Here is a 16,533-nt window from a genome sequence, read left to right on the forward strand (position 1 = left end):
AGGGCGGTCGGTCGGGACGAGGGGCGGGTGCGGCTCAGCCCGGGGGCGGCGCGAGCAGCCCGACGGCGGCGACCACCTGACCGGGGTCGACGCCGGCCAGGCAGGGATGGTCGGGCACCGGGCAGCGGGCCGCCCGGGTGTCCCGGCAGGGCGCCCCGGCGTCGCCGAGCCGGATCGCCGGCACCCGGTAGGGGCCCCACTGTCCGTACGGGACGGTGGGGGCGAAGAGGCTGACCACCGGGGTGCCGACGGCGGCGGCGAGGTGGGCGGGGCCGGTGTTGCCGACCACCAGGCAGCGCGCCCCGGCGATGATCCCGGCCAGCCCGGCGAGGTCGGTCCGGCCGCCGAAGTCCTCGCCACCGGCCGCGGCGACCCTGGCCGTCAGCTCCCGCTCGCCGGGGCCGCCGGTGACCAGCACCCGGTGCGCGGCGGCGGTCAGCGCGGCGACGATGTCGGCGCACCGCTGCGGCGGGCAGGCCCGGGCCGGCACCGACGCCCCGGGGTGCACCACCACGTAGTCGCCGCCGTCTCCACCGGCCACCGCGTCGTCGCGCAGCCGCAGCATCGGCTCGTCGTGGTGAGGTAGGGCGAAGCCGGCCGCGGCGGCCAGGGACAGCGCGCGTTCCGGTTCCGGCACGCCGACCGGGACGCGGTGGCGGACGTCGAGCAGGCTGCCCGGGTAGTCGTCGCTGACCGCGCTGATCCTCGGCGCTCCGGCGACCCGCAGCAGCAGGGCCAGCGGGAGAGGCGACTGGTGGAAGCTGGTGAAGATGATCGCCTCGTCGGCGTCGACCTGCGCGAGGCGCTCGGTGAGGCGACTCATGTCCGCCGGGTCGACGGGCTCGGGGTCGCCGTCGATCCAGGGCAGTGGCCATTCGATGATCTCGTCGATGCCGGGCAGCAGTTCGGCGGCGGCGCGGCCGCGGGGCCCGCAGAGCAGGACGACGCGGTGGGCGCCGGCGGCGACGGCGCGGATGGCGGGTCCGGTGACCAGGACGTCTCCGGCGGAGTCGCTGCGGACCACCAGGACGGTGCCGGTGGGTTCGGCGCGCGGGGTCGTCGGGCGGACGGCGTTCTGGCGGCGCAGGATCTCCTCGACGGCGGCGGGCAGGTCCCGGGCCACGTGCGGCGCGGCGGCTATCTCCTCGGGCCGGGTCACCGGCGTCGGCACCAGCACCCCGGTGGCCCCGGCGGCCAGCGCGGCCGTCACGTCCCGGCCGATGTCGCCGACCAGCACACAGCGGCGCGGATCGGTGCGCAGCGCCCGGGCGGCGGCGTACACCATCCCGGGGGCCGGTTTGCGGCAGGAGCAGCGGTCCTCGTCGTCGTGCGGGCAGACCTGCCAGTCGTCGAACGGCCCGAGCAGCTCCTCGATCCGGGCGTGCACGGCGTGCATCTGCCCGGCGGTGAAGTACCCCCGGGCCAGCCCCGACTGGTTGGTCACCACCCCGAGCCGCAGGCCGGCGGCGCGCAGCCGGTCCAGCGCCTCCCGCACCCCGGGCAGCGGGCGGACCTTCTCCGGGTCACCGTTGTAGGGCACGTCCTCGACCAGTGTGCCGTCCCGGTCCAGCAGCACCGCGTCGTACAGCGGGGACGTCGACATCAGCCCACCGTCCCCGGCCGGGCCACGTCACCGGCGCCGACGGCGCGGGCCCGCCGCCAGCCGCGTACCCAGTGCGCCACCGCCAGCGGCGGGATCAGCGCGCTGGTCACCAGCATGGTGGCGACCTCGTCGGCGGTGCGCGGGCCGGGCGCGATCCGGGCGCGGGCGAACTCCGCGGTGCCCGCCGCCCAGGCCGCCCCGGCGACGGCCGCCGTGACGGCCGGCCACCGGCGGCCGGTGGCCGCGCGCAGCCCGGCGGCGGCCAGCGCCACCGCGCCGGCCGCCGCGACGGCCACGTGCCGGGGCCGACGGCCCGGCGGCAGCTCCAGGTCGGCGCGCCAGCGCGGCCCGTAGAGCCGGCGCAGCAGCGCGTCGTCGGCGTTGCCGCGCTGGGTGCGCAGGCTGATCCAGCGCCCCTCCGGACGGACCGGATGGGTCACCCGCCGCCGGCCCCGGCGCAGCGCGAAGCCGGCCGCGCGGACCCGGTGGGCCAGCTCGGCGTCCTCCCGGTAGGCGCGCGGGAAGCGCTCGTCGAAGCCGCCCACGGCGGCCAGCGCCGTCCGGCGGTAGGCCATGTCGGCGGTGATCCAGGCGCCGTCGGCGAGCCCGGCGGTGCCGCGTTCCCAGTCGGTGGGGCGCCGGTCGGTGGGCAGCGGCACCTCGACCACGCCCTGCACGCCGCCGACACCCGCCGGCACGGCCAGGTCGTCGGTCAGCCGCCGCGCCCAGTCCGGCGCCGGCACCACGTCGTCGTCGAGGAAGACCACCCACGAGCCGCGGGCCGCCGCCCAGCCCAGGTTGCGGGCCGCCGCCGGGCCCGCGCCCCGCCCGGTCAGCACCTTCGTGTACGCGGCCAGCGCACCCGGCACCGCCAGCTCGCCGCCCTCGTGCCCACCCCGGTCGTCGACCAGCAGCACCTCCACCTCGGGCAGTGCGGCGAGCTGACCGGCGAGCGCGTCGAGCAGCACGGCCAGGCTGGGCCGGCCGAGCGTCGGCACCACCACGCTGATCACCGGTCACCGGCCAGCGACCGGCGGTGCACCGCGAACGGGCCGAGGGCGAGCAGGTCCACCGGTGCGGAGCCGAACAGCTCCATCGCCTCCCGGGGGGTGTCGACCATCGGCCGGCCGGCGGTGTTCAGCGAGGTGTTCACCACCACCGGCAGGCCGGTACGCCGCTCGAACTCGGCGAGCAGCTCGGCGACCAGCGGTTCGGTGTCGGTGTGCACGGTCTGCACCCGAGCGGTGCCGTCGACGTGGGTGACGGCCGGGATCCGGTCCCGCCACCGCGGCTTGACCTGGTGCACGAAGAGCATGTAGCGGCTCGGGTACACCCCGTCGAAGATGTCGGCGAAGCGTTCCGCGCGGACCATCGGGGCGATCGGGCGGAACTGCTCGCGCCCCTTGACGTCGTTCATCCGGCCGGTGGTCTCCGGGTCGCCCGGGTGGGCCAGCAGCGACCGGTGGCCGAGCGCCCGCGGGCCGTACTCGCTGCGCCCCTGGTACCAGGCGACGATGCCGTTGTCGGCGAGCACGCGGGCCGCCTCCGCGGCGATCGACTCCGGCCGGGTGTACGGCAGCGCGGCCCGGCGCAGCTCCGCCTCCAGCTCCCCGTCCGACCAGCCCCGGCCCAGGTCCGCCCCGGCCATCGGGACCGACCGGTCACCGAGCCCACCGGCGATGTGCAGGGCGGCGCCCAGCGCCGTGCCGGAGTCACCGGCCGCCGGCTGCACCCAGACGTCCCGGTACGGCCCCTCGGCGGCGATCCGCGCGTTGGCCACGCAGTTCAACGCCACCCCGCCGGCCATCGCCAGCGTCGACGGGCCGCCGGCGGCGTCGTACAGCCAGCGGGACAGGTCGAGGATGACCTCCTCCAGCCGGGCCTGCACGCTGGCGGCGAGGTCGGCGTGCTCCTCGGTCAGCTCACCGCCGGCCGGGACCGTCTTGGCCAGGCTCGCCCAGTCGATCCGGTCGACTCCGAAGCCGCCCTCACCGGTGACGGTGACCAGCTCGCGCAGCAGCCCGAGGTGCTTCGGCCGGCCGTACGAGGCCAGGGCCATCACCTTGTACTCGTCGCTGGAGTGCATGAACCCCAGGTGCCGGGTCAGGTCCTCGTAGAGCAGGCCCAGCGAGTGGGGCAGCTCCTGGGAGTGCAGCGACGACAACTGTCCGTCGCGGTAGACCCCGGCCAGGTGGCTGGCCACCTCGCCGCGCCCGTCGAGGACCAGCACGGCGGTGTCGTCACCCCCGGGCGGTGCGGCCAGCCCGGCCGAGGCGGCGTGCGCCACGTGGTGCGGTACGAAGTGGACCTTGTCCGGGTCGAGGCCGGGCAGGGCGGCGGCCAGGAACTGCGGCGCCCGCCGGGCGTAGTCGACCCGCAACCAGTCCCACGGGTCGGCCAGGCCCAGGTCGTCGGCGTCGCGGCACAGCCCCGGGTCGAAGGAGTACGCCACCGCGTCGATGCTGTCGACGTCCAGGCCCGCGGCGTCCAGGCACCAGGCGGCGGAGAGTTCGGGCAGCTCCCAGGCGGAGAAGGGCACCGGGCGCTTGCCGTGCTTGCGGCGGCTGAACCGTTCCTCTTCGGCAGCGGCCACCACCCGCCCGTCGACCACGACGGCGGCGGCGGGATCGTGGAAGATCGCATTGATTCCGAGGACGCGCATGTGACGTTGCTACCCCCGGTTCGCCGAACTAACCGGAGATCATTGACTTCTCGCCACCGTCCTGGCCTGCACTGATATGTCGGTTGTGGAGGAAGTGTCGGTGGCGGGGACGGGTCCGCCCCCGCCACCGGACGGTCAGACCCCGCCGCGCAGCATGCCCGGCCCGAACACCTCGTACGCGATCCGCTCCACCGGAACGCCCCGGCGCAGCAGGCCGCCGCGGACCTGGTTCATGAACTGCAGCGGCCCGCAGAGGTGCACGTGGGCGTCGGGGGAGAGCGGGATCAGGTCGGGGTCGATCCGGCCGTCGGCCACCTCCGCGCCCGGGGTTCGCCGGTCGTCGACGCCGGCCCGCTCGTACCAGAGCTTCAACCGCAGGTTGGGCAGCTGGGCGTGCAGCCGGGACAACTCGTCGCGGTGGGCGTGCGCCGCGCCGTCCCGGTCGGCGTGGGCCAGCACCACCGGCCGTTGCGGCGCGGTGGCGGCCAGGTGTTCCAGCGCGGCCATCGCCGGGGTGAGCCCGATGCCGGCGCTCACCAGCACCAGTGGCCCGTCGCCGGTGACCGCGCTGACCTCGCCGAACGGCGGGCTGAGCCGTAGCACGGTGCCGGGGGCGACCCGCTCGTGCAGGAAGGTGGAGACCAGGCCGTCGGGGGCGCCGCCTTCGCCCCGGACCCGCTTGACGGTGATCCGCCAGTGGTCGGCGCCGGGGCGTCCGGAGAGGCTGTACTGCCGGATCTGCTGGCCGAGCCCCCCGTCGAGGTCGACCGCGACGGAGACGTACTGGCCGGGGGTGAAGCCGGGGACCGGGCCGCCGTCGGCCGGGACCAGGGTGAGCGAGACGACGTCGGTGGCCTCGGCGGTCACGCCGGCGACCCGCCAGTCCCGCCAGACCGACTCGCCCTCGGCGAGTCCCGCCTCGGTGTAGAGCCGGGCCTCCCGGGCGATCAGCTCGCAGGCCAGCAGCCAGTAGACCTCGTCCCAGGCGGCGGCGACCTCTCGCGTGACCGCCTCGCCGAGCACCTCGCCGATCGCGGCCATCAGGTGCCGGCCGACGATCGTGTACGAGGTGGCGGTGATGCCGAGGGAGGCGTGCTTGTGCGCGATCCGGTCCAGGATCGCCCCCCAGGGCGCGCCCGGCGCCCCGGTCAGGTGCGCGGCGTACGCCACGACGGCCCCGGCCAGCGCCGCCTTCTGCGCCCCGGTGGCCTGGTTGCCACGGTTGAACAGGTCGAGCAGCTCCGGGTGGGCGGCGAACATCCGCCGGTAGAAGCGGCCGGTGATCTGCTCGCCGTGCTCCTGCACCACGGGCAGGGTCGCGGTCACCACGGCCTTCGACGATTCCGACAGCACGGCGTCCTCCTTCTGCGTTGCCTTCCGTCGACACTTAAACAGGAATCCAGGAGTCCTCTTCAGGGCCGAAAGTCCCGGGTCGCCTGTTGCGCAGGTCACGGGACGTCGGGCCCTGTCCGGCGACGCGCGGTCTGGCTAGGGTCGGGTCGTGAAGCTCAACCGGTCCACCGACATGGCCCTGCGGATCGCCATGCTCACCGCGTCCGCGCCCACCCGGACCACCGTGGACGAGCTGGCGCTGCGGCTGGACCTGCCGCGCAGCCACGTGGCCAAGGTGGTGCAACGCCTGCAACGGATCGGCGTGCTGGTCACCATCCGCGGCCGCTCCGGTGGCGTCGCCTTCGCCGAGGACGCCGAGCTGATCACCGTGGGCCGGGTGGTACGCGCCTTCGAGGGCGAGGACGAGGTGGTGGCCTGCGAGGAGTCCGGCTGCACGCTGCGGGCCGGCTGCCGGCTGCGGGTCCAGCTGCGCCGGGCCCAGGAGGCGTTCCTGGCCGTCCTGGACGGCGTACGCCTCGGCGACCTGGTCGACGACCCGGTCGGGCCGGTGCCGCTGACCCTCGGGATCGCCGCGCGCTGAGCCGCCGCCCGCCGGGCCGACACCGTTAGGCTGAGCGTCCCCGTCGATACGGAGCGCCGATGCCACCCACCCGGGTCTCCCACCCGATCTTCGCCCGGCTCTACGAACGGGCCAGCGTCTCCCTGGACCAGGCCGGCGTGGCCGAGCACCGGCGCCGGCTGGTCGCCGGCCTGCGCGGCCGGGTGGTCGAGGTGGGCGCCGGCAACGGCCGGATGTTCCCGCACTACCCGTCGGCGGTGACCGACGTGCTGGCCGTCGAGCCGGAACCGCGGCTGCGGGCCGCCGCCACGACGGCCGCCGCCACCGCCCCGGTACCGGTCACGGTGGTCGACGGGGTGGCCGACGCCCTGCCGCTGGCCGACGGCGCGGTCGACGCGGTCGTCACGGCGCTGGTGCTCTGCACGGTGCCCGACCAGGCCGCCGCGCTGCGCGAGGCGTACCGGGTGCTGCGCCCCGGCGGCGAGCTGCGCTTCTACGAGCACGTCCGGGCCGAGTCGCCGGGCGGGCTGCGGCGGGTCCAGCGGGTCGTCGACGCCACCCTGTGGCCGCTGTTCTGCGGCGGCTGCCACACCGCCCGGGACACCGTCTCGGCGATCACCGCGGCCGGCTTCGAGATCACCGAGCTGGACCGGTTCCGCTTCCCGCCCGGGTCCGCACTCACCCCCGCCTCGCCGCACGTCCTCGGCACCGCCCGCCGGCCCTGAGCGCGGCGCCGCCGCCCACCGTCGGGCGGGCGGCGGCGGGCGCGGTCAGCTCACCGTGACCGTGCCGTCCGGCGCGCGTACGCAGGTCACCGTCCGGGCGCTGGTCGCGGCCGCGCCGGTCAGGCAGCGGGCGAGCACGCCGTGCCCGGCGGCGTTCGGGTGCCACGACTCCTGGCAGGTCTGGAAGTACGTCCCGCAGGTGTTGGCGATCCGCTGGATGTCCAGCTTGTCGTAACCGGCGAGGCTGGTCACGAAGACGCCTGACGGGCCGTCCATCGAGCGGATCGGGGTGGCCAGCGCGCCGGTGGGGCTGCCGGACTGCTCGCAGAGCCGGGCCCCGTCGAAGGCCCGCTGCACGTTGACGTAGACCAGGTCGGCGGCGGGGAACTCGGCGGCCATCGTGGCGCGTACCGAGCCGACCAGGGTGCCGAGCCGCTGGGCGAAGCGCTGGCCGGTGCCGAGGCTGGCCCGGTGGATCGGGCAGCCGGCTGCGTACCGCTCGGCGCCGAGGGCGCGGAACTTGTCCCGGGTGTCGTCCCGGGAGTCCTCGGTCCAGAAGTTCGAGGCGATCTCCGGCGGGAGCGGGTCGGTGTAGTCCTGGAAGACCACCCGGTGCTGCCCGTCGGCGTCGATCTCGTCGAGAGTGGTCAGCAGCTGGCGTACGGCCGCCGTGGTCTCGGCGGTGGCGGCGCTCATCTGCGCCGCGGTGGCCAGGTCGTCGTCGGTGCAGGGATCCTGCTCCACCGGCCCGCCCAGGTAGGCCCAGAATTCCCACCAGCCGGTCCAGGCGTCCGCGATGAACCGGTTGGCGCACTCCTCGGCGACCTTGCCGAAGGTGAAGGAGCTGTTGTTCGAGCCGAGGCCGACCAGCACCAGGTCGATGTCGTGGGTCCGGGCCACCGCGCGCAACTGGTCGAGCTGGGCGGTCACCTGCCGGCCGTTGGCTCGGGTGGCCGAGGCGTTGGCGATGTCGTAGGGCTGGCCGCCGGAGCAGGCCAGGTTGAACCGGTCGGTGATGCCGGGCAGGTCGGCCCGGTTCAGCGAGGCGTTCGGCGAGCGGTGGCAGAAGTACGCGTTGGAGTTCGGCGCCGACCAGCCGGGGAACGACTGCGCGACGCCGTCGACGTCGACCACCGGGGAGTACGCCCCGGCGCCCTCGCCGCTGATGAAGCTGTCGCCGAGCGCCACCGCCGCGGTGGGCAGCGCCGCCGCGGCCGGGGCGGGCAGCGCCACCGCCGTGGACAGGGCGGCGGACGTGACGGCGAGCAGGGTGCTCAGGACGGTACGACGGAACCTGGACATGACGTCCCCCATCCGGCCAGCTGAATGTGAAAGATCCTCCGGTGCCCGCGATCAGACCACTTTGCTGTGACGGTCGTCAATACTTCGCAGCAGGTTCGTCACGGGTCGGAAACCCCCGGACCGGGCACCGTCACCGGGCGGCGAGGGAAGATGCCGCCCGGTCGACGCGTTGTCGCTCGGGTGGCCCGGGATGCCACCGGCCCGGCGGGTCGCGCGGGCCTTCGCCGTTGTGTCGGGGCGTCCGACTAGGCTCGCCTCGGCGCGCCGCGCGTGATGATCAAGACGGTGAGATCAGACGGTGAGCGGCACCACACCGCCGAGACCTGGGAGTACGACCAGTTGACCGCACAGCCTGAGACCCTGTACGGGGCCGACGACCTGACCCACCTGGAGGGTCTGGACGCCGTCCGCAAGCGCCCCGGTATGTACATCGGCTCCACCGACAGCCGTGGCGTGGGTCACCTCGTCAACGAGATCCTCGACAACTCCACCGACGAGGGGGTGGGTGGCCACGCCACCCGCGTCGAGGTGATCCTGCACGCCGACGGCTCGGTCCAGGTCGACGACGACGGCCGGGGCATCCCCACCGACGTGCACGCCAAGTCCGGCATCTCCGGGGTCGAGCTGGTGCTCACCCGGCTGCACGCCGGCGGCAAGTTCGGCGGCTCAGGCTACAAGACCTCCGGCGGCCTGCACGGCGTCGGCGCCTCCGCGGTCAACGCGCTCGCCCGCCGCTTCGACGTCACCGTGCGCCGCGGTGGCAAGGTGCACAGCATGTCGTTCCGGCACGGCGTGCCCGGGATCTTCGACGGCGACGGCCCCGACGCCCCCTTCACCCCCGGCCCCGGCCTCCAGATCGTCGGCGCGATGAAGCGCGGGCAGCGCACCGGCACCTCCATCCGGTACTGGCACGACGCCCGCTACTTCGAGACCGGCGCCACGCTGGACACCGACGCCGTGCGGCTCAAGATGCGCAACACCGCGTTCCTCGTCCCCGGCGTGACCTACCTGCTGCGCGACGAGACCGCCGACGAGCCGGCCCGGGAGACCTTCCACTTCCCCAACGGCCTGACCGACATGGTGGAGTTCCTGGCCCCGGCCGGCGACCGGCCGGTCTCCGGGACGCTGCTGGTCACCGGCGAGGGCACCTACCGGGAGAACGCCGCCGACGCCAACGGCGTCATGCAGTCCAACGTGCAGCGCCGGGCCGAGGTGGAGGTGGCGTTCCGCTGGGGCACCGGCTACGAGCGCACCGTCGAGTGCTTCACCAACACCATCCGCAACGCGCACGGCGGCACCCACCGCAAGGGCTTCGAGCGGGCCCTGGTCCGTACGCTGGCCGACGCCGCCCGCAACACCCGCGGCCTGCTCAAGCCCAAGGAGGACGCGCCCACCCTGGACGACGTCCTGGAGGGGATGACCGCGGTGGTGCACGTGCGGATCCCCGAACCGCAGTTCACCTCGCAGACCAAGGACGAGCTCTCCACCGCGGGCATCACCAAGGTGATCCAGACCCAGGTGGAGCAGCACCTCAAGGCCTGGCTGGAGGACCGCCGGACCAAGGCCGAGGCGCGGGTCGTCCTGCAGAAGATCGTCGACGCGGCCCGGGTGCGGCTGACCCAGAAGCAGCAGAAGGACGCGGCGCGCCGCAAGACCGCCCTGGAGGGCGCGTCGATGCCGGCCAAGCTGGTCGACTGCCGCGCGACAGGCATCGACCGGAGCGAGCTGTTCATCGTGGAGGGGGACAGCGCCCTCGGGACAGGGCGACTTGCCCGTTCTGCCGAATATCAGGCGCTTCTCCCGATCCGCGGCAAGATCCTCAACGTGCAGAAGGCCAATCTCCAGCAGGTGCTGGACAACGCCGAGTGCGCGGCGATCGTGCAGGTCCTCGGGGCCGGCTCGGGGCGTACCTTCGACCTCTCCGCGCTGCGCTACGGCCGGGTCCTGATCATGGCCGACGCGGACGTCGACGGCGCGCACATCCGGACCCTGCTGATCACCTTGTTCGCCCGCTACATGCGGCCGCTGATCGAGGCCGGCCGGCTCTACGCCGCGATGCCGCCCCTGCACAAGATCACCACGAAGGGGCGCAACCCGCAGACCATCTACACCTACACCCAGGCGGAGATGGAGGCGGCGGTCCGCAAGCTGGAGAAGGCCGGCAAGCAGATCGTCACCCCGATCCCGCGCTTCAAGGGTCTGGGCGAGATGGACGCCGACGAGTTGTGGGAGACCACGATGAACCCGGCCACCCGGGCGGTCCGCCGGATCACCCTCGACGACGTCGACGCCGCCGAGCGGGTCCTCGAACTGCTGATGGGCGAGAAGGTCGAGCCGCGCCGCAACTGGCTGATCGACTCGGCCGACCGGGTCGACCGCGAGGCGATCGACGCATGACCACCGGGTTCCTTCGAAGGGAAAGCTGAACCATGGCACGCCGTAGGGACGACCGCGCCCGCGCCGACCTGTCCGCGTTCGACCAGGCCGGGGCCCGCGTCTTCGACAACCCCCTGGTCACCGAGGTGTCCGACTCCTACCTGGAGTACGCCTTCTCGGTCATCCACTCCCGGGCCCTGCCCGACGCCCGGGACGGCCTCAAGCCGGTGCACCGGCGCATCCTGTGGTCGATGCACGAGGCGGGCCACCGCCCCGACCGCAGCCACGTGAAGTCCGCCCGGATCGTCGGTGACGTGATGGGCCGCTACCACCCGCACGGTGACACCGCGATCTACGACGCGATGGTCCGGCTGGCGCAGGACTTCTCGCTCAACGCGCCGCTCATCGACGGGCACGGCAACTTCGGTTCCCCGGACGACGGACCGGCCGCGGCGCGCTACACCGAGGCCCGGATGTCCCGGGAGGCGATGCTGCTCGTCGGCGAACTGGGCGAGGACACCGTCGACCTGGAGCCGAACTACGACGGATCGCTGACCCAGCCGACCGTGCTGCCGGCGGCGTTTCCCAACCTGCTGGTCAACGGCGCGTCCGGGATCGCGGTCGGGATGGCCACCAACATGATCCCGCACAACCTGGGCGAGGTCGTCTCCGCCGCCCGCTGGCTGATCAACCACCCGGACGCCACGCTGGACAAGCTGATGGAGTTCGTCCCCGGGCCCGACCTGCCCACCGGCGGCGTGCTGCTGGGCCTGGACGAGGTGCGCCGGGCGTACGAGACCGGGCGCGGCGTGGTGCGGATGCGCGGCAAGGTGGAGATCGGCCCGCTGGAGGGCAGCCGGGGCCGGCAGGCGATCACCGTCGTCGAGCTGCCGTACGGCGTCGGCGCGGAGAAGGTCATCGCCGCGATCACCAACGAGGTCACCAAGACCAAGCGGCTCACCGGGATCGCCGACGTCAAGGACCTCACCGACCGGGAGAACGGCACCCGGCTGGTCATCGAGTGCAAGGTCGGGGTCAACCCGCAGGCGCTGCTCGCCGACCTCTACCGGCTCACCCCGCTGGAGCAGTCCTTCGGCGTCAACAATCTGGTCCTGGTGGACGGCCAGCCTCGTACCCTCGGGTTGAAGGCGCTGCTGGAGGTCTTCCTGGCCCACCGGTACGAGGTGGTCACCCGGCGCAGCTCCTACCGCCGGCGCAAGCGGGAGGAGCGGCTGCACCTGGTCGACGGCCTGCTGATCGCCCTGATCGACATCGACAAGGTGGTCCGGCTGATCCGGGCCGCCGACGACGCGCAGGCGGCCAAGGACGGCCTGATGCGCCAGTTCAAGCTCTCCGAGATCCAGGCCACCTACATCCTGGACACCCCGCTGCGCCGGCTGACCAAGTACGACCGGCTGGAGCTGGAGGCCGAGCAGGAGAAGCTGCGCGCCGAGATCGCCGAGCTGTCCACCATCCTGGACGACGAGAAGGTGCTCAAGAAGCTGGTCTCCGACGAGCTGACCGCCGTGGTCAAGCAGTTCGGCGCCCCGCGCCGGACCACGCTTGTCGACGGTGACCTCAAGGAGGTGCTGGCCGCGTCGGTGCCGGCCGGCCCGCTGGAGGTCGCCGACGACCCGTGCCAGGTGATCCTGTCCGCGACCGGCCTGGTGGCCCGCACCGCGGCCGAGTCGGAGGAGGCCGCCGAGGGGCGCCGGCGCAGTGGTCGGGTCAAGCACGACGCCGTACGCGCCGTGGTCCACTCCACCGCCCGCGGCCGGGTGCTGCTGGTGACCAGCGCCGGTCGGGCGTTCAAGATCGACGTGTTGCCGTTGCCGGTGCTGCCCGAGCAGTCCGGAACGGTGTCGCTGCGCGGCGGCATGTCCGCCGCCGAGTTGGCGCCGCTGGAGCCGGGGGAGACGGTGGTCGGCCTGGCGCCGCTCGGCCCGTCGGCGCAGGGCTCGCCCGGTCTGGCGCTCGGCACCCGCCAGGGGGTGGTGAAGGTCTGCGCGCCGGAGTGGCCGGTCCGTTCGGACGAGTTCGAGGTGATATCCCTGCGCGAGGGGGACGAGGTGGTCGGCGCGACCTGGCTCACCGACGGCCAGGAGTCGTTGGCCTTCGTCTCGTCCGAGGCGTCGCTGCTGCGCTTCGCCGCTTCGGTGGTGCGCCCGCAGGGCGTCAAGGGCGGCGGCATGGCCGGCATCAACCTGCCGACCGACGCGCGGGTGGTCTGGTTCGGGGCGGTCCGCACCGACGACCCCGGTCACGGGGAGCCGATGGTGGTCACCTCCACCGGGGCCACGGTCAAGGTGACGCCGTTCAAGGCGTACCCGGCCAAGGGGCGGGCGACCGGCGGCGTGCGCGCCCAGCGGTTCCTCAAGGGCGAGGAGGACCTGGCGGTGGCCTGGATCGGCCCACGCCCGGTCGGCGCGACGGCGACCGGCGACGCGGTCGAGCTGCCGCCGGCGGATCCGCGCCGGGACGGCTCAGGGTTCGCCGTGATGCTCGGCCCGACCGTGGTGGGCCACCAGATCGAACGCGACTGACGGATCAGTCAGGTGACGGGGGTCGGCGGTTCTCGCCGGCCCCCGTTCGGCGTGCCTGCCGCCACGATGAACCCTCGCGCGGCAGGTCGTGCCGTTCCGTTCCCTGGTCGGCCCGTCGTGCGGCAAGCCGGGTCCGGGGTTCGGGGGGTCGGGGGAGGCGTAGCCCGGCCCGGGGCGACTACAGACTTGAGAGCACAGACGACTCAGCTCGCCCCAGAGGGCGGGCGCCGGCACCGGCAGCACCCAGGGCCCGCCCGGTTCACCCCCCGCTGAGTCGTTGGCGCTCTCAAGTCTGTAGGCAGCGGATCGGGATTCCCCGGTGGCGTGACCCGGGTGGTGTCGGACATGGACATCGAGACCCGCGTCCGCCCGGGCCGCGGTATGTCGGGGCTTCCGTTGTCGCTGGACGCCGCGACATGCCGCGTCTCGGGGCTTCAGCGGACACCACGGCATGCCGCGCCTCGGGCCTCCAGCTCCGCCCCGGGCAGTCCGGGTCGGGCCGCCCGGGCGGGCAGGGCGGGGTGGGTCAGAGTTCCGGCTCGGGGCCGCGCCGGGACTCGGCGGTCGTGCCGCGCAGCCGGGCGATCAGCCGCATGCCGTGGTAGATCACCAGGGCGGCGGCGGTGCCCAGCGCGATGCCGTTGAACGACAGGTCACCGGCGACGACGGTGTAGTTCGCCGCGCCCACGATCAGCGCCACGGCGGCGGTCATCAGGTTGACCGGGTCGTGGAAGTCGACCCGGTTCTCGATCCAGATCCGGGCGCCGAGGACGGCGATCAGGCCGTACAACGCGGTGGTGGCGCCGCCGAGCACCCCGGCCGGCACGGTCAGGATCAGCGCGCCGAACTTCGGGCTGAGCCCGAGCAGCACGGCGGCCACCCCGGCCACCCAGTACGCGGCCGTGGAGTAGACCCGGGTCGCCGCCATCACGCCGATGTTCTCGGCGTACGTGGTGGTGCCGGAGCCGCCGCCGGAGCCGGCGAGGACGGTGGCCAGGCCGTCGCCGAGGAACGCCCGTCCCATGTCCTTGTCCAGGTTGCGGCCGGTCATCGCGGCGACCGCCTTGACGTGCCCGGCGTTCTCGGCGATCAGCACCAGGATCACCGGGATGACCAGCACCACCGCGCGCAGGCTGAAGCTGGGCGCGTGGAACTGCGGCAGCCCCACCCAGTCGGCCTGCCGCAGCGCGTCGACCGCCTTCGGGTCGAGGTCGCCGAGGGCGGCGGCGAGCAGCCAGCCGACCACCACCCCGAGCAGGATGGAGAGGCGGGCCAGGAAGCCGCGGAAGGCCACCGTGACGATCAGGATCGCGGCGAGGGTGACCACGGCGATCAGCGGCTGGGCGCGTACCCCGGTGCCGCTGCCACCGCCGTCCCAGGCCACCGGGGCCAGGTTCAAGCCGATCAGCGCGACGATGGCGCCGGTGACCACCGGCGGCATCAGCGCGTCGATCCACCGGGCGCCGGCCAGCTGCACGACCAGGCCGACCACGGCCAGCGCGGCGCCCGCCACCACGATGCCGCCGAGCGCCGGACCGATGTCGCCGCCGGCCTTGGCGGCCAGCACCGGGGCGATGAAGGCGAAGGACGAGCCGAGGTACGACGGCAGCCGGTTCCCGGTGATCAGCAGGAAGAGCAGCGTGCCGATGCCGGAGAAGAAGAGTGTGGTGGCCGGCGGGAAGCCGGTGATCAACGGCACCGTGAAGGTGGCGCCGAACATGGCCACCACGTGCTGGACGCCGACGCCCACGGTACGCGGCCAGGAGAGCCGCTCGCCGGGGTGCACCACGTCGCCGGGCCGGATCGACCGGCCGTCGCCGTGCACGGCCCACGGGGACCTGCCGGGACGCGGCGGGGTGGGGGTCTGGGTCATGGTGCGCCTTCCATCGTCAGCTGACGGGGGCGTGATCGACCCTGGGAGTTGTTTCTAGCACGCCCCTGACCGGCGGGGACGGCAGCCCGCCGGTCAGGCGACCCCGGCGGGGCGGAACTGCACGCTGACCCGGGGGCCGACCGGGCGGGCGGTCTTGGGGATCGCGTGCTCCCAGGTGCGCTGGCAGGAGCCACCCATCACCACCAGGTCCCCGTGGCCGAGGGGAAAGCGCAGGCCCGGGCCGCCGCCGCGGGGCCGCAGCAGCAGCGGGCGAGGCGAACCGAACGAGACGATGGCCACCATCGTGTCGGTGTGCGCGGAGCGGCCGAGGGTGTCGCCGTGCCAGGCCACGCTGTCCCGGCCGTCGCGGTATAGGCACATCCCGGCGGTGACGAACGGCTCGCCCAGTTCGTCGGCGTAGTGGGCGCTCAGCGCCGCCCGGGCCGCGGTCAGCACGGGGTGGGGGAGCGGCCGGTGGCCGGCGTACCAGCAGAGCAGGCGGGGAACGTCGACCTCGCTGTCGTACATGGTGCGGCGTTCGGCGCGCCACGGCACGTCGTGCAGCAGGGTGTCGAAGACGGCGTCGGAGCCGTGCGCCCAGCCGGGCAGGTGGTCGACCCAGGCGCCCCGGCTCAGCTGGTGCCGGCGCAGCCCGGCGAGCGGGCCCAGGCCGGGCTCGTCCTGCAGATCCAGCATCGAGGGCTGGTACGCGACGTCGGACACGCCTCCGATCCTACCCCGCCCATCGAACAGGCGTACGACTAGCTGGCGGCATTGTGCCTGGCCACCAGGCCGGGCAGCTCGTCCAGCGAGTTGATGCGGAACAGGCACCGCCGCGCCACGGCCGGGTCGTCGAGGATGTGGCCCCACGGTCCGCGTCGGATCAGGCACGCCCGCATGCCGGCCGCCATCGCCGGCCGGGCGTCGTTGTCGGGCCGGTCGCCGACGTACAGGATCGTCGCCGGGTCGCCGCCGCCGGCGCCCACGACGTGGTCGAAGAAGGCGGGTGCCGGCTTCGCCACCCCCCAGCCGGCCGACGTGCCGATCGCGTCGACGGGGAGGTCGAGGGCGCGCAGGGTCGCCTCGGCGTGGTCCGGCTGGTTGCCGGCGAGCCCCACGAACAGCCCCTGCTCCCGCAGGGCGGTCAGGCAGGCCCGGGCGTCGGGATGGAGATCCTCCTCGCCGAACGTCTCCGGCACGCCGGCGGCCGCCCGGCGCTCGAGCTCGACCGCGAGGTCGAAGTCGGGCCGGAAGGTGCGGAACGCCTCCCGGTAGTCCTGGCCGCGGGCGATCACCGCGCCGAAGACCGCCGAGAACGTGTGCCGGGGTACGCCGAGCCAGTCCGCCCAGTCCGCGAACTCGCGGGTCTCGTCGAGGATCGTCCCGCCGACGTCGAAGAAGACCGCCTTGATCATGTTCGTCCCCCGTCACCGTCGGGCTGGAGCCTAGCCGGACCGGGCACACCGTTGCGCCCCGCGGCGGTCGGCGGGCGGTCCGGCGGGGGCGGCGGTGCGGGCCGGTAGGGTGCCCCGGGTCG

The 16,533-nt window shown here is 74.1% G+C and carries 12 protein-coding genes; 4 read left to right on the forward strand and 8 right to left on the reverse strand.

Going from position 1 to position 16,533, the window contains the following annotated elements:
• Nucleotides 1-34: 34 nt before the first annotated feature.
• From GA0074704_RS12865 to GA0074704_RS12880, 4 genes are all read right to left on the reverse strand, one after another.
• Nucleotides 35-1,603: an HAD-IIIA family hydrolase gene (locus tag GA0074704_RS12865; protein ID WP_088970726.1), complete on the reverse strand. Its 1,569-nt coding sequence runs from the start codon at nucleotides 1,601-1,603 to the stop codon at nucleotides 35-37.
• Nucleotides 1,603-2,616, reverse strand: a complete 1,014-nt coding sequence (locus GA0074704_RS12870) for a glycosyltransferase family 2 protein (protein WP_088970727.1) — start codon at nucleotides 2,614-2,616, stop codon at nucleotides 1,603-1,605. The genes GA0074704_RS12865 and GA0074704_RS12870 overlap by 1 nt, the downstream gene beginning before the upstream one ends.
• Nucleotides 2,613-4,265, reverse strand: coding sequence for a carbamoyltransferase family protein (locus GA0074704_RS12875; RefSeq protein ID WP_088970728.1), 1,653 nt, complete (start codon nucleotides 4,263-4,265; stop codon nucleotides 2,613-2,615). The genes GA0074704_RS12870 and GA0074704_RS12875 overlap by 4 nt, the downstream gene beginning before the upstream one ends.
• A 135-nt stretch (nucleotides 4,266-4,400) precedes the next feature.
• Complete coding sequence (locus tag GA0074704_RS12880; protein ID WP_088970729.1) at nucleotides 4,401-5,618, reverse strand: globin domain-containing protein; 1,218 nt, start codon at nucleotides 5,616-5,618, stop codon at nucleotides 4,401-4,403.
• Nucleotides 5,619-5,766: 148 nt separating this feature from the next.
• Here GA0074704_RS12880 and GA0074704_RS12885 point away from each other — a divergent pair, with 148 nt between their 5' ends.
• Nucleotides 5,767-6,198, forward strand: a complete 432-nt coding sequence (locus tag GA0074704_RS12885) for an RrF2 family transcriptional regulator (RefSeq protein WP_088970730.1) — start codon at nucleotides 5,767-5,769, stop codon at nucleotides 6,196-6,198.
• A gap of 59 nt (nucleotides 6,199-6,257) precedes the next feature.
• Nucleotides 6,258-6,902 carry a class I SAM-dependent methyltransferase gene (locus GA0074704_RS12890; protein ID WP_088970731.1) on the forward strand — a complete coding sequence of 215 codons (645 nt, stop codon included), beginning with the start codon at nucleotides 6,258-6,260 and terminating at the stop codon, nucleotides 6,900-6,902.
• A 45-nt stretch (nucleotides 6,903-6,947) separates the two neighbouring features.
• Here GA0074704_RS12890 and GA0074704_RS12895 read toward each other — a convergent pair whose 3' ends face one another.
• Nucleotides 6,948-8,204 carry an SGNH/GDSL hydrolase family protein gene (locus GA0074704_RS12895; protein ID WP_088973645.1) on the reverse strand — a complete coding sequence of 419 codons (1,257 nt, stop codon included), beginning with the start codon at nucleotides 8,202-8,204 and terminating at the stop codon, nucleotides 6,948-6,950.
• Between the two features lie 339 nt (nucleotides 8,205-8,543).
• Between GA0074704_RS12895 and GA0074704_RS12900 the strand changes: the two genes are divergently transcribed.
• Together GA0074704_RS12900 and GA0074704_RS12905 are read left to right on the forward strand one after the other, a co-directional pair.
• A complete protein-coding gene (locus GA0074704_RS12900; protein ID WP_088973646.1) occupies nucleotides 8,544-10,601 on the forward strand; it encodes a DNA gyrase/topoisomerase IV subunit B in 2,058 nt (685 codons plus the stop codon).
• Nucleotides 10,602-10,633: 32 nt separating this feature from the next.
• Nucleotides 10,634-13,123: a DNA gyrase/topoisomerase IV subunit A gene (locus GA0074704_RS12905; RefSeq protein ID WP_088970732.1), complete on the forward strand. Its 2,490-nt coding sequence runs from the start codon at nucleotides 10,634-10,636 to the stop codon at nucleotides 13,121-13,123.
• Between the two features lie 526 nt (nucleotides 13,124-13,649).
• On the opposite strand, the gene GA0074704_RS12910 is transcribed toward GA0074704_RS12905, so the two are convergent.
• The 3 genes from GA0074704_RS12910 to GA0074704_RS12920 form a co-directional block, all read right to left on the reverse strand.
• A complete protein-coding gene (locus tag GA0074704_RS12910) occupies nucleotides 13,650-14,996 on the reverse strand; it encodes a uracil-xanthine permease family protein (protein WP_088970733.1) in 1,347 nt (448 codons plus the stop codon).
• A gap of 93 nt (nucleotides 14,997-15,089) precedes the next feature.
• Complete coding sequence (locus GA0074704_RS12915) at nucleotides 15,090-15,719, reverse strand: alpha-ketoglutarate-dependent dioxygenase AlkB (protein ID WP_088970734.1); 630 nt, start codon at nucleotides 15,717-15,719, stop codon at nucleotides 15,090-15,092.
• Nucleotides 15,720-15,757: 38 nt separating this feature from the next.
• The gene (locus GA0074704_RS12920) at nucleotides 15,758-16,411 is read right to left on the reverse strand and encodes an HAD family hydrolase (protein ID WP_088970735.1); all 654 of its coding nucleotides are present in this window, start codon (nucleotides 16,409-16,411) and stop codon (nucleotides 15,758-15,760) included.
• Nucleotides 16,412-16,533: the final 122 nt, after the last annotated feature.

Source organism: Micromonospora siamensis, assembly GCF_900090305.1.
In the GTDB taxonomy this organism is placed as follows: domain Bacteria; phylum Actinomycetota; class Actinomycetes; order Mycobacteriales; family Micromonosporaceae; genus Micromonospora; species Micromonospora siamensis.